The 13098-nt window shown below is 65.3% G+C and carries 11 protein-coding genes; 3 read left to right on the forward strand and 8 right to left on the reverse strand.

Annotation, left to right across the window (positions count from 1 at the left end; all coding sequences use genetic code 11):
• Window positions 1-33 precede the first annotated feature (33 nt).
• From ACCQ05_RS11185 to ndk, 4 genes are read right to left on the reverse strand one after another with little or no spacing between them, the layout of a single operon-like run.
• Window positions 34-876, reverse strand: a complete 843-nt coding sequence (locus ACCQ05_RS11185; RefSeq protein WP_228964828.1) for a RodZ domain-containing protein — start codon at window positions 874-876, stop codon at window positions 34-36.
• A complete protein-coding gene (locus ACCQ05_RS11190; RefSeq protein WP_228964838.1) occupies window positions 873-1655 on the reverse strand; it encodes a tetratricopeptide repeat protein in 783 nt (260 codons plus the stop codon). Before ACCQ05_RS11190 ends, ACCQ05_RS11185 begins: the two co-directional genes overlap by 4 nt.
• A gap of 10 nt (window positions 1656-1665) precedes the next feature.
• Complete coding sequence (gene rlmN / locus ACCQ05_RS11195) at window positions 1666-2871, reverse strand: dual-specificity RNA methyltransferase RlmN (protein WP_372390287.1); 1206 nt, start codon at window positions 2869-2871, stop codon at window positions 1666-1668.
• Window positions 2872-2889: 18 nt separating this feature from the next.
• Window positions 2890-3315, reverse strand: coding sequence for a nucleoside-diphosphate kinase (gene ndk / locus ACCQ05_RS11200; RefSeq protein WP_372390290.1), 426 nt, complete (start codon window positions 3313-3315; stop codon window positions 2890-2892).
• Window positions 3316-3533: 218 nt separating this feature from the next.
• On the opposite strand from ndk, the gene ACCQ05_RS11205 reads away from it, so the two are divergent.
• From ACCQ05_RS11205 to ACCQ05_RS11215, 3 genes are all read left to right on the forward strand, one after another.
• Window positions 3534-4166: a TetR/AcrR family transcriptional regulator gene (locus tag ACCQ05_RS11205; RefSeq protein WP_372390292.1), complete on the forward strand. Its 633-nt coding sequence runs from the start codon at window positions 3534-3536 to the stop codon at window positions 4164-4166.
• Between the two features lie 25 nt (window positions 4167-4191).
• Window positions 4192-6564 carry a 3-hydroxyacyl-CoA dehydrogenase/enoyl-CoA hydratase family protein gene (locus ACCQ05_RS11210; RefSeq protein ID WP_228964830.1) on the forward strand — a complete coding sequence of 791 codons (2373 nt, stop codon included), beginning with the start codon at window positions 4192-4194 and terminating at the stop codon, window positions 6562-6564.
• A gap of 163 nt (window positions 6565-6727) precedes the next feature.
• Complete coding sequence (locus tag ACCQ05_RS11215; RefSeq protein ID WP_372390295.1) at window positions 6728-7933, forward strand: acetyl-CoA C-acyltransferase; 1206 nt, start codon at window positions 6728-6730, stop codon at window positions 7931-7933.
• 364 nt (window positions 7934-8297) lie between these two features.
• Here ACCQ05_RS11215 and crcB read toward each other — a convergent pair whose 3' ends face one another.
• The 4 genes from crcB to ACCQ05_RS11235 form a co-directional block, all read right to left on the reverse strand.
• Window positions 8298-8699: a fluoride efflux transporter CrcB gene (gene crcB, locus ACCQ05_RS11220; RefSeq protein ID WP_372394044.1), complete on the reverse strand. Its 402-nt coding sequence runs from the start codon at window positions 8697-8699 to the stop codon at window positions 8298-8300.
• Window positions 8700-8882: 183 nt separating this feature from the next.
• Window positions 8883-10172, reverse strand: a complete 1290-nt coding sequence (locus ACCQ05_RS11225) for a replication-associated recombination protein A (protein WP_372394046.1) — start codon at window positions 10170-10172, stop codon at window positions 8883-8885.
• Window positions 10173-10330: 158 nt separating this feature from the next.
• Window positions 10331-10960: an outer membrane lipoprotein periplasmic chaperone LolA gene (gene lolA, locus ACCQ05_RS11230; RefSeq protein ID WP_104541126.1), complete on the reverse strand. Its 630-nt coding sequence runs from the start codon at window positions 10958-10960 to the stop codon at window positions 10331-10333.
• A gap of 106 nt (window positions 10961-11066) precedes the next feature.
• Window positions 11067-12998: a DUF3857 domain-containing transglutaminase family protein gene (locus ACCQ05_RS11235; protein ID WP_228963647.1), complete on the reverse strand. Its 1932-nt coding sequence runs from the start codon at window positions 12996-12998 to the stop codon at window positions 11067-11069.
• Window positions 12999-13098 lie beyond the last annotated feature (100 nt).

Genomic DNA, 13098 nt, shown 5'->3' on the forward strand with positions numbered 1-13098 from the left:
TCAAAAGGGAAAAATGAAAAACCGCAGTCCGCTTCACTCGGAAGCAGGCACCACGGAGCCGTCGGAGGATACCGCAAAACGTGCCACGTTAGCGCGCTGGAACGGTTTCACATCGACGATACTGCCGCCTTGCTGAACCTCTACCGCCGATGCGTTGCCCAGCACGACGCGGCCCACCTGGCCCGGCGAATAGCTGCGACGTTCGCCGGCGCGAATCAGCGCCTTCTCCACCGGGCTGCCATCCGGCGCCAGGATCTGTACCCAGCTGTCGCCACTGAAACTCAGCGACAGGCTGCCGCCCTCGGCGGGCGCTGGCGTCTCGCTGGCCGGGGTCGCGCGCGGCACCGGGGTCATCGAGGCGATATACGGTGTCGGTTGCTCGCGCGGCGCGGTGGCAGGCTGGGCCGGGGCGGTGGGCTTGGCGGCCACCGGCATGCTGTCCAGCGACACGGTGCTCGGCGGCTTGCCGTCCAGGTGCGAGCGGGTCGCATACCAGACCGGCACCGCGAATACGCCGGTGATCACGACATACATCGCCTTGCGCGCAGTACTTTCGAAGATGCGGCGCGCACGCGGCGTATGGGTATGGCTGACCAGCTTGACCGGTTCGACCGGCGCGATGGTGGCCTGTTGCAACAGCGGCTCCAGGTCGACCTGCAGCAGGCGCGCATAGCTGCGCAACTGCCCGCGCACGAACACCGGCGCGCCCAGACGCTGCCAGTCTTCCTGCTCCAGCGAACGCACCACGTGGGCCGGCATGCGCAGCTTGGCCGCCACATCGTCCACACTCAGACCTGCCGCCTCGCGCGCGTCGCGCAAATGCTGTCCGCAGCCCTTTTCCTGCTCGAAAGGGTTCGGATTGGAATCACTGATCACAATGCATTGGCCCCGGGATTAGCGGTCGCTGCGTCAGGAAATTCCTTGACCAACCGCTGTTGGTAACGGCCGGCAGCTACCTTGTCGCCCAGCCCTTGCTCAATCTGAATGGCGAGTTGTAACACGGAAGCCGTTGCCGGTGCAGCCGCAAGCCGCCGTTCGATAAAGGCACGCGCTTCGAAATAGGATTTCTGCCCTACCTGGTACCGGGCCATCGACTCGAGCGCATAGGGGCTGTTCGCATCCAGCTCCAGCGCCTTGCGCAGATCACGGAAAGCACGATCCGGCTGACCGGCCTGCAATGCGCATCCGCCGACATTCGCAAGCGCGGGCGCTGGCGCGTAGCCTGGGTCCTGCAAGGCACGGTCGAACCAGGCGAGCGAGTCAGCTGCCTGACCATTGGCGCAAAGCCATGCGCCATAATTGTTGAGAACGTCGCCACGCTGTGGCGCCAATTCTGCAGTACGACGGTAGGTTTCGCCGGCAGCCGGATTGCCCTGACCCTGCTGTATGACACCAAGGAACATCAAAGCTTCCACCGAATTTGGCGATTTTTTCAACACGTCGCGAACCTGCCGCTCGGCGCCTGCATAATCACCGCTCTGGATACGGTTGTTCGCCAACCCAAGTCGCTGATCCTGTGCAATCCGCTCGCGGGTGGCTGCGCTATCACGAAAATCGTAGCTGGGGGCGACCTGCTCTACGCTCCTGATCTTTCCTGGTTTGGCATTGCGCCCGCCGCAGCCGACCGCGCACAGCGCGATCGCCACGGCGGCCATTAACGCGAGTTCACGCTGCCGCATCTCGATCGGCCTGCCCTTCCAATGTGCGGCGGAACTCCGCCTGGCGACGGGTGCGATCCATGACCTGGCCCTTGAGCTGCCCGCAAGCTGCATCGATGTCGTCGCCGCGGGTACGGCGCACCATCGTCAGCACCTGCGCGTCGAGCAGGATCTTCTGGAATGCACGGATCTCGGTCTCGCCGGAGCGCTCGTAGCGCGTGCCGGGGAACGGGTTGAACGGAATCAGGTTGACCTTGCCGGCATCCTTGGACTGCACCGCATTGTCGAACTGACGCATCAACCGCGCCAGCTGGCGCGCATGCTCCGGCTGGTCGTTGATGCCCTTCATCAAGGTGTATTCGAAGGTCACCGAATCGCGCTTCTTGCTGCCACGCAGGTAGCGGGCGCAGGACTCCATCAACTCGGCGATCGGGTACTTCTTGTTCAGCGGCACCAGGCTCTCGCGCAAGGTGTCGTTGGCAGCATGCAGCGACACCGCCAGCGAGACATCGCTCTCGGTGGACAGCCGGTCGATCATCGGCACCAGGCCCGAGGTCGACAGCGTCACCCGCTTGCTGGCCAGGCCGTAGCCCAGGTCGTCGCGCATCACGCTCATCGCGCGCACGACGTTGTCGAAATTCATCAACGGCTCGCCCATGCCCATCATCACCACGTTGGTGAGACGGCGTTGCTGGTGCGGCACGTTGCCCAGATGGCGCGCCGCCACCCACACCTGCCCGATGATCTCGGCGGTGGTCAGGTTGCGGTTGAAGCCCTGGGTGGCGGTCGAACAGAAGGTGCAGTTCAGACCGCAACCGACCTGGGAGGACACGCACAGCGTGCCGCGGCCCTTGTCGGGGATATAGACCGTCTCGATCGCATTCTTGCCGTCGGTGCCCATGGCCAGCAGCCATTTATGGGTGCCGTCGGCGGAGGGCTTGTCGAAGACGACGTTCGGGACCAGCACCTCGGCATGCTGGTGCAACTTCGCACGCAGCGCCTTGCCGAGGTCGGTCATCTGGTCGAAATCGGTGACGTAACGGTGGTGGATCCACTTCATCACCTGATGGGCACGGTAGCGCGCTTCGCCGAGGGTCTCGGCGAAGAAGCGCTCCAGTCCCTCGCGATCGAGGTCGAGCAGGTTCTGCTTGCGCACCGGCGCTGCGGGGACGGGGATGTCCTGCAACACGGAGGGGATCACGACCTCATTCACGATTCGACTCACTCGGCCTCAGCGCGAGACCACTTCGGTGGCGGCAAAGAAATACGCGACCTCGTTGGCTGCGTTCTCGACCGAGTCCGAGCCGTGGGCGGCGTTGGCATCGATCGAATCGGCGAAGTCGGCGCGGATGGTGCCCGGCGCAGCGTCCTTGGGATTGGTCGCGCCCAGCAGGTCGCGGTGCGCAGCAACGGCGTTCTCGCCTTCCAGCGCCTGGATCATCACCGGGCCGGAGATCATGAACTCGACCAGCGCGTTGAAGAACGGACGCTCGCGGTGCACGGCGTAGAAACCTTCGGCCTCACGACGCGACAGCTGCTTGTACTTGGCGGCAACGACGGTCAGGCCGGCCTTCTCGAAACGGCTGTAGATTTCGCCGATGACGTTCTTGGCGACCGCGTCGGGCTTGATGATGGAAAGGGTGCGCTCCAGCGCCATGGGGAGTTCTCCGTTGGGCGGGCCACTGAAGGCCCGAGGTTATCATGAAAAAAACCCGCGTCAAAACGCGGGCTTAGGCTTCTTTGCAATGGTCAATTCTATCTCGTCGGGTATTTGTTTGCATACCGCCCCCTGAATCGTGCTGCAGCGCCGCATGACCGGGGCACGATTCTGGCCGTAGACTCAAACAATCGTTTGATTGAGCCTGACCCGGACGCATGCCCAAGCCAGCCCACTTCTCCACCAAGGACCGCATTCTCGGTGCGGCCGAGGAGCTGTTCGCCCAGCATGGTTTTGCCGGCACCTCGCTGCGCCAGCTCACCACCCAGGCCGACGTCAACATCGCCGCAGTCAATTACCACTTCGGCTCCAAGGAAAACCTGGTCAACGAGGTGTTCCGCCGGCGCATGGACGAGATGACTGCCGCACGGCTGCAGCAGCTGGAAGCGGCGAGGAAGTCGCACCCCGGCGAACTCACCGCGGTACTGGCGGCGTTCGTCGAGCCGGCGCTGGCGATGGCGCAGGACCGCCAGAACGGCGGCGCCTTCGTGCGCGTGATCGCCCGCGCCTACGCGGAAAAGAACGACAACCTGCGCAAGTTCCTGTCCGACCACTACGGCCACGTGCTGCGCGAATTCGGCAAGGCCATCGCCGCCTGCGTGCCAGGCCTGAGCAAGGAAGAGCTGTACTGGCGCCTGGACTTCCTGGCCGGTGCGCTGACCTATGCCATGGCCGATTTCGGGCTGATCAAACGCCCGGCCGGCGTCAGCGAGGCCGAGCATCGCGCACGCGCGGCGCGCGAACTCATTCAGTTCGCGGAACCCGGTTTCCGCGCTCATTCCACACCGTAAACGTTCCACCAAGAGGCCAATCGCTATGTCCAATCCGTTGCTAGTCCGTCGCGCCGCCGTGCTCGGTGCCGGCGTCATGGGCGCGCAGATCGCCGCCCACCTCACCAATGCCGGTGTCGACACCGTGTTGTTCGACCTGCCTGCCAAGGACGGTCCGGCCGACGGCATCGTGCTCAAGGCCATCGCCAACCTGGGCAAGCTCAGCCCCGCCCCGCTGGCCAGCAAGGCGCTGGCCGAGGCGATCACGCCTGCCAATTACGAGAGCGGCCTGGAGCAGCTGCGCGATTGCGACCTGATCATCGAGGCGATCGCCGAGCGGATGGACTGGAAGCAGGACCTGTACAAGAAGATCGCCCCGTTCGTTTCCGAGCATGCGGTGCTGGCCTCCAACACCTCCGGCCTAGGCATCAACAAGCTGTCCGACGTGCTGCCCGAGCAGCTGCGCCACCGCTTTTGCGGCGTGCACTTCTTCAACCCGCCGCGCTATATGCACCTGGCCGAGCTGATCCCGGCCAAGGGCACCGACAAGGCCGTGCTGGAAGGGCTGGAAGCGTTCCTGGTCACCACCCTGGGCAAGGGCGTGGTGTATGCGAAGGACACCCCGAATTTCATCGGCAACCGCATCGGCGTGTTCTCGATCCTGTCCACCATCCACCACACGCAGGCATTCGGCCTGGGCTTCGATGAAGTGGACGGCCTGACCGGCCCGCTGGTTGGCCGCCCGAAGTCGGCGACCTACCGCACCTCGGACGTAGTCGGCCTGGACACCATGGCGCACGTGATCAAGACCATGGGCGACACCCTGCCGGACGACCCGTGGCACCAGTATTTCAAGGCGCCGAAGTGGCTGGACGCGTTGATCGCCAAGGGCGCGCTGGGCCAGAAGGTCGGCGCCGGCATCTTCCGCAAGGTCGGCAAGGACATCGTGGTGCTGGACCTGGAGAAGCAGGACTACCGTCCGGCTGATCGGGCCGCTGCGCCGGAAGTGGTCGAGATCCTCAAGATCAAGAACCCGGCCGAGAAGTTCGCCAAGCTGCGTGAAAGCCAGCACCCGCAGGCGCAGTTCCTGTGGGCCACCTTCCGCGACCTGTTCCACTACAGCGCCTACCACCTGGCCGACATCGCCGAGACCGCGCGCGATGTGGACCTGGCGATCCGCTGGGGCTACGGCTGGTCGCTGGGCCCGTTCGAAACCTGGCAGGCCGCCGGCTGGAAGCAGGTGGCGCAGTGGATCGCCGAAGACATTTCCAACGGCAAGAGCATGAGCAGCGCGCCGCTGCCGAACTGGGTATTCGATGGTCGCGACGGCGTGCATGGCGCCGAAGGCTCGTACAGCCCGGCACGCGACGCCAAGCTGCCGCGCTCGGCGCTGCCGGTGTACAAGCGCCAGCGTTTCCCGGACCCGCTGCTGGGCGAGAAGTTCTCGCCGGGCGAGACCGTGTTCGAGAATGACGGCGTGCGCATGTGGCACGACGGCGACGATATCGCCGTGGTCAGCTTCAAGACCAAGATGAACACCGTCTCCGATCACGTGCTCGACGGCCTGCAGGAAGTGGTGGGCCGTGCCGAGAAGGGCTTCGCCGGGCTGGTGATCTGGCAGCAGAAGGAGCCCTTCTCTGCCGGTGCCGATCTGTCCGGTGCGCTGGGCCTGCTGCAGGCCGGCAAGTTCGATGCGTTCGAAGCGCTGGTCGCCAACTTCCAGGCCACCAGCCAGCGCATCAAGTATTCGCAGGTGCCGGTGATCTCGGCGGTGCGCGGCCTGGCGCTGGGCGGCGGCTGCGAATTCCAGATGCATAGCGCCAAGACCGTGGCCTCGCTGGAGAGCTATATCGGCCTGGTGGAAGCCGGTGTCGGCCTGCTGCCGGCCGGTGGCGGCCTGAAGGAAATCGCCGTGCGCGCTTCGGTGGCGGCGGGTCCGGGCGGCGATGTGTTCGCCGAGCTGAAGAAGACCTTCGAAACCGTGGCAATGGCCAAGGTCTCCAATTCGGCAGTCAATGCGCAGGAGCTGGGCCTGCTGCGCGCCACCGACAAGATCGTCTTCAACAGCTACGAGGCCCTGCATATCGCCAAGGCCGAGGCGCGCGCGCTTGCCGAAGGCGGCTACCGCGCCCCGCTGCCGGCACGCCGCATCCAGGTGGCCGGCGACGTCGGCATCGCCACCTTCAAGATGCTGCTGGTCAACATGCTGGAAGGCCGTTTCATCAGCGAGTACGACTACGAGATCGCCAGCCGCATCGCTACGGTGGTCTGCGGCGGCGAAGTCGATCGCGGCGCGCTGGTGGACGAAGAATGGCTGCTCAAGCTCGAGCGCAAGCACTTCGTCGAACTGGCCCAACAGGAAAAGACCCAGGCGCGGATTGGGCACATGCTCAAGACGGGTAAGCCGTTGAGGAACTGAGATTCGGGATTGGGGATTGGGGATTCGTAACAGCGGGTCCCAAGCCCTCCAACGATTCTCGCTTCCACCAAATTCATCCGCCGGGCAGGAACATTCGGGCACGCGAGTTCGCTTTGACGAATCCCCAATCCCGAATCCCAAATCCCGGCTATCGGAGATAGCCATGAGCAAGCAGATTCAAGAAGCCTACATCGTCGCCGCCACCCGTACCCCGGTGGGCAAGGCGCCTAAGGGCGTGTTCCGCAATACCCGTCCCGACGACATGCTGGCGCACGTGTTGCGCGCCGTGGTCGCACAGGCACCGGGCATCGACACTTCGCGCATCGACGACGCCATCATCGGTTGTGCGATGCCCGAGGGAGAGCAAGGCATGAACGTGGCGCGCATCGGCGTGCTGCTGGCCGGCCTGCCCAATTCGGTGGCTGGCCAGACCATCAACCGCTTCTGCTCGTCCGGCATCCAGGCCGTGGCGATGGCGGCCGACCAGATCCGTCTGGGCAATGCCGACCTGATGCTGGCCGGCGGTACCGAGTCGATGTCGATGGTGCCGATGATGGGCAACAAGGTCGCGATGTCGCCGAGCGTGTTCGCCGACGACCATGTGGCCATTGCCTATGGCATGGGCATCACCGCCGAGAAGGTGGCCGAAGAATGGAAGGTCTCGCGCGAGGATCAGGATGCATTCGCGCTGGCCTCGCACCAGAAGGCCATCGCCGCGATCGCCGCTGGCGAGTTCCGTGACGAAATCAGCCCCTACGAGCTGACCGCGCACCTGCCCGACCTGGCTGGCAACACGATCCAGTTGCGCAAGAAGCTGATCGACACCGACGAGGGCCCGCGCCCGGATACCTCCCTGCAAGGCCTGGCCAAGTTGCGGCCGGTGTTCCGTAACGGCCAGTTCGGCGGCAGCGTCACCGCCGGCAACTCCTCGCAGATGAGCGATGGCGCCGGTGCGGTGCTGCTGGCCTCCGAGCAGGCGATCAAGGATTACGGCCTGACCCCGCTGGCACGTTTCGTCAGCTTCTCGGTGGCAGGCGTGCGCCCGGAAGTGATGGGCATCGGCCCGATCGCGGCCATTCCCAAGGCGCTCAAGCAAGCCGGCCTGACCAAGGACCAGCTCGACTGGATCGAGCTCAACGAAGCCTTCGCCGCACAGGCGTTGGCGGTGATCCGCGACAGCGAACTGGACCCTTCCAAGGTCAACCCACTGGGCGGCGCGATCGCACTGGGCCACCCGCTGGGCGCCACCGGCGCGATCCGTGCCGCCACCCTGGTGCACGGCCTGCGCCGCCGCCGGCAGAAGTACGGCATGGTCACCATGTGCATCGGCACCGGCATGGGCGCGGCCGGCATCATCGAAGCGCTGTAAGGCACTGGGCCGCGCATTGCGGGAACGGCGGTCGCGTCGCTCTCGTCCTGCCGGTCAGCCGGTCAACGAAGGCGTGCGCAAGCACGCCTTCGTTTGTTCTGTCGATGCTGACCAACGTCACGCCTCGTGCCGCACCGATAACACCACCGTGCCTTGCAACCAGAGCTGCCGGTCGCACGCCGGCGATGGCTTCATCCTATTGCTGTGGTTGCAGACAGCGCATCAGACCGACATGTCGAGGTCATTGCCGCGCTGACAGGGGGATGGGCCAGACCACACGCGGCCCGCGCACCGGCCGCCGCAAACCACTGCTGCATGCAGCGCGGCCTCGCGCTACCGGCGCGACGCCATTACAGGCCGCAGCTTAGCGCGCAACCAGCCATTGCCCGGCGCGCGCGCCGGCAAACACCAATGCCAGCCCGGCCATCAGCGTCACTGCCAGATAGAGCCCGATCATCGTGCTGCGATCGCTGCGCGCAAAGACCAGGCATTCCATCATCAACGACGAGAACGTCGTCAGCCCACCCAGCACCCCGACGATCAGCAGCGCCCGCAGCGGCCAGCTCGACGGGCCGCGCGCCTCCAGCCACACCAGCAGCACGCCGGCGAAGAACGAGCCGACCAGGTTCACTGTCAAGGTGCCCCACGGAAACCCGGCGCCGAAGCGCTGCAGCAGCGATGTACCGATCGCAAAGCGCAGGCCGGAGCCGAGCGCACCGCCGGTCATCGCCAACAACAGTTGCTGCCACCACACCGAGGCGCTCATGCGCGCACTACCCAACCGGCCGGCGGGGTGTTCGAAACAGTCGCCTGCAGCATCGGCATCGTCATCCTCGGTAGAAAAACGCAGCTGGGGCATAGAACTGCCGCCACGGCGTGGCAGTGACAGGCATCAGCTGCGTAGTGCGTGCGCGCGGCCAAAGAAGCAAGCCCACCTTTGCCCCAGCGATTATGCGGTGGGCTTGCGCGCCTTGTCAGCCCGCGCCTGCTCGCGCGCAGCGCGCAAGCGGTCGAGCTTTTCCTTGAGCTTGATCTCCAGACCGCGCGGCACCGGGTTGTAATAGACCTGCTCGCCCATCGCGTCCGGAAAGCCGGTCTGGTCCAGCGCGATGCCGCCTTCGGCGTCATGGTCGTACTGGTAATCCTGGCCGTAGCCGAGTGTCTTCATCAGCTTGGTCGGCGCGTTGCGCAAGTGCAGCGGAACTTCCTGGGTACCGGTAGCGCGCACGTCGGCCTTGGCCTGGTTGAAGGCGGCATAGCCGGCGTTCGACTTGGCGGTGCTGGCCAGGTACAGCACCAGTTGCGCAAAGGCCAGCTCGCCTTCCGGACTGCCCAGACGCTCGTAGATGTCCCAGGCTTCCAGCGCCATGCTTTGCGCGCGCGGATCGGCCAGGCCAATATCCTCGATCGCCATGCGGGTCAGCCGCCGCGCCAGATAAGCCGGATCGCAGCCGCCGTCGAGCATGCGGGTGAGCCAGTACAGCGCCGCATCCGGGTTGGAGCTGCGCACGGACTTGTGCAGGGCCGAGATCTGGTCGTAGAACTGCTCGCCGTTCTTGTCGAAACGGCGGGTGCGGTCGGCCAGTACCTGCAGCAGGGTCTGCGGCGTGATCTCCCCACCCTCGCCCGCGGCCAGCTCGGCGGCGATCTCCAGCAGCGTCAACGCGCGACGCACGTCGCCGTCGGCAGCACCGGCGATCTCCAGCAAGGACGCCTCCGCGACCCGGATGCTTTCCTGCCCCAATCCGCGCACGGGATCGTGCAGGGCGCGCTGCAGCGCCTCGACGATGTCCTGCGGCGACACCGATTCCAGCACGTGCACGCGACAACGCGACAGCAACGCGGAATTCAACTCGAACGAGGGATTCTCGGTGGTCGCGCCGACGAACAGGATGGTGCCGCGCTCGATATGCGGGAGGAAGGCATCCTGCTGCGCCTTGTTGAAGCGATGCACCTCATCGACGAACAACACCGTGCGCCGGCCGCCGGCAAAACGCTGCGCCGCTTCGGCCAGCACCTGGCGCACATCGGGCAATCCGGACAGCACTGCGGAAATCGCCTTGAATTCGGCATCGGCATACTTCGCGAGCAGCAGTGCCAGGGTGGTCTTGCCGCACCCGGGCGGGCCCCACAGGATCATCGAATGCACGCGGCCGGACTCCACCGCGCGACGCAGCGCACTGTCGGGCGTCAGCAGGCGCTTCTGCCCCACCATCTCGTCCAGCGTGCGCGGACGCATGCGCTCGGCCAGCGGGCGCAGGTGATCGGCATCGGCGCTGAGCAGATCGGCTTCGGGAGCGATGGGGAGCTTGGTTCGTGCCACGCGGCATTGTATCGCGTCGTCAGCGACCCTCTGCGAAGAAGGCCACTGGCTGCTTGCTTGCTGCAAGCGACGGCCTATTGCGCGTCGCCCACCACATCCACGCCCTTGGCCGGCGTGTAGCGGAAGGTGTCGGCGGCGAAGGCAGGATTGCGCTTCCAGCCGCTGAAACTGATCGCGGTACGCTGCCCCACCGCGTCCACCACCTCCATCTTCGCCAGGCCGTCCTTGCCGAATCCCAGCGAGGCCATCTGGAAGCTCGCCTCGGTATCGACCTTGGGCGTCAACGACAACCACTGCAAGCCGTCGCGTGGCGCGGCCTCTTCGCTGACGTCGTACTGCTTGTCCAAGCGCGCCGGATCGATCAACGCAACCAGCGGGCTGTTCTGCTCTTCGCTGCCCTGCGCGCGCACGGTCACCTGCTCCAGGTCCGGATCGAACACCCAGACCTTCTTGCCGTCGGCCACGATCAGCTGCTTGTAGGGCTTGGCGTACTCCCAGCGAAACTGGCGTGGCGCCGACAACGCCACCCGCCCGCTGGAGCGTTCCTTGACCCGGCCATTGGCATCGCTGACCTGCTGGCTGAACTGCCCGTCCAGGCCCTTCAGGCCACGGGTGAAGCTGTCCAGCTCCTGGCGCGCACCGGCGAAAGCGGTACTGGCGAACAGGGCGGTGGCAAGGACGGCATAACGGAGTTGGCGATGCATCGCGGTCTTCCAGAAAGGACTGGGTCAATTCTGAAGCTTCATAGATGAATGGGCGAGCGCTATCGCGCTGTCGCGTTCATCTGAGGCGTGTGCAGGTGCCGTGTGCTCATTGCGCCGTCTGCACCCTGGCCAGGTCGCCGTAGACGATCTGGCCCCGGAAGCCACGACGCACCTGCTGGTAGAGCTCGCGAAACGCGCGGTAGTCCTGCGGCTGGCACAGGGCCAGCGGACCACGTACGGCAGCGCGCTGCAGCCGGTGCACGGCGGTGACGGTCTGCCCCTGCCGCGTCCACTCCACCGCGTACTCGCCGGCGGCATTGCGGAACTGGCTGCTGCGCGGGATGGCGATGATGGGTACGGTATCGGGCAAGGTCACCACATAGGTTTCCTCGCGCACGCTGTCGTTGCAGTAGAACGGGGTCAGATTGTCTTCGGCCGAGGTGGTCGTATAGACCGCGCGCGTGGATTCGGCGCCAGGCATGTCCGGCAAGGTCATGCCGCCGACCACCGAAAAATCCACCGCATCGCTGGCCTGGAAGGCATAGCGATAATTGAACGGCGTATCCAGGTCCAGCGGATCGCCCTGGATCAGCAGATCGCCGGTGCCCACGAAGCCGGACTGGGCAATGATCGATTCCTCGATGCGGTTGCGGTTCTGCGCATTGAGCTGCACGAACATCGCGCGCAACCCCACTTCGCCGGTCTGCCCGCTATCGAGCGTGGTCAGCCCCTGCAGGCCGCCTTGCGGGGTGAAGCGATATTCGGTCCGCGCGACGTAGCGATTGACCTTGCGGTCGTTCGGCGGCGTGTGAGTGACCTTGCCGTCGCGCGTATGCACCACCGGCGCGCCCAGATCGCCGGCCGGCAGTTGCCCGAAGCGCGCATACGGGTTGGTGGAATCGACGTACAGATCGAAGGCCGGAATATAGGTGATGGCGTGATTGAAACGCCCCAGCACCGGGATCGCCGGCAAGGTCGGCCCGCCCTCGGCACCGATGAGCACCGGCGTGCTGGCGATGCCCTTGGCCGCCAGCAGCGCTTCCAGGATCACCGTGTGGTCCTTGCAGTCGCCGTAATGGTTGGCCAGGATGCTGTCGGCGCTGTTGGGCTCCAGCCCGCCATTGCCCAGGTACACCGCCACGTAGCGGATATTGCGTGCCACCCATGCGTACAGGGCCGCCGCCTGCGCACGCGGCTCGCCGATGCCCTGGGTGATCTGGTCGGCCAACGCCTGGATCGCCGGGGTGACCGCCGCCGCCCGCCCGCCCTTGACGTGATACGCCAGGCCCATTTGCGACCAGCTATCGAAGGTGCTGGCCATCAAGGTGGGGCTGAACTCCCAGCTCGCCGCGCTCCAGTTCTGGTTCTTCATCGGCGCGGTACGTTGATACCGCCATTCCCAGCGCGCCTGATCGCCGCGCACCACCGGCTTGGTGCCGCCCTGCAGCCCACGCACCGACAGATGCATCGGCAACGACTTCGGCGCCACCAGCGTGACCACCGCATCGTCGTACTGCGCAAACACGCTGAAGGTCTCCCACAGGCTGAAATATCCGGGGAAATACGGGGTGTTCTGCGCCCGCCGTACCCGGTAGACGATGCGTGCGCCCGGGGCCAGGTTCGGGAACACCACCACCTTGACCTTGCGGTCGGCGTACATCGCCGCCGAGGCGCTGGAGTAGCTTTCCTGGGTATAGATCTTGTCGCTGGCCACATCCTGGCGCAGGCCCTCGGCGGTGACGGTATAGGCCTGAAGCACCTCGAGCGTTTCCATCTTCTCGCTATAGCTCAGGCGCACCTGGCTGAACTGCTCCACCGCCGACTTGGTCTTGAGCAGGATCTCGTATTCGTCTGTCTCCACGCTGCTGGCGTCGGCGCGCACCTCGTAGTCGGCGCGATAGCGCACGAAGCTGTAGTTGGTGTCTGCCTGGGCGCGAACGGCCGCCGGGGCAGGAGCGGCCTGCTGCTGGGCCTGGGCCTGGGCCAGCAGCGGCGCGCAGAACAACAGCACGAGCAACAACAAGGGACAATGCAGCATGGGTCTCGATCACGACAGGCCAAGGTGGCGCGTACTGCACAGGGTAGCCGTTGTGCCCGGCAATGACAGGCATGGACTTCCAACTCTGCCGCATCGCTGC

This window comes from Xanthomonas sp. NCPPB 3582 (assembly GCF_041475735.2).
Lineage (GTDB): Bacteria > Pseudomonadota > Gammaproteobacteria > Xanthomonadales > Xanthomonadaceae > Xanthomonas > Xanthomonas codiaei.

Coding starts and splice junctions, on each gene's coding strand:
- ACCQ05_RS11190 (WP_228964838.1), bottom strand. CDS start 1,655: ATGGCCGCCGTGGCGATCGCGCTGTGCGCGGTCGGCTGCGGCGGGCGC.
- ndk (WP_372390290.1), bottom strand. CDS start 3,315: ATGGCGCTGGAGCGCACCCTTTCCATCATCAAGCCCGACGCGGTCGCC.
- ACCQ05_RS11205 (WP_372390292.1), top strand. CDS start 3,534: ATGCCCAAGCCAGCCCACTTCTCCACCAAGGACCGCATTCTCGGTGCG.
- ACCQ05_RS11210 (WP_228964830.1), top strand. CDS start 4,192: ATGTCCAATCCGTTGCTAGTCCGTCGCGCCGCCGTGCTCGGTGCCGGC.
- ACCQ05_RS11215 (WP_372390295.1), top strand. CDS start 6,728: ATGAGCAAGCAGATTCAAGAAGCCTACATCGTCGCCGCCACCCGTACC.
- crcB (WP_372394044.1), bottom strand. CDS start 8,699: ATGAGCGCCTCGGTGTGGTGGCAGCAACTGTTGTTGGCGATGACCGGC.
- ACCQ05_RS11225 (WP_372394046.1), bottom strand. CDS start 10,172: ATGCGTCCGCGCACGCTGGACGAGATGGTGGGGCAGAAGCGCCTGCTG.
- lolA (WP_104541126.1), bottom strand. CDS start 10,960: ATGCATCGCCAACTCCGTTATGCCGTCCTTGCCACCGCCCTGTTCGCC.
- ACCQ05_RS11235 (WP_228963647.1), bottom strand. CDS start 12,998: ATGCTGCATTGTCCCTTGTTGTTGCTCGTGCTGTTGTTCTGCGCGCCG.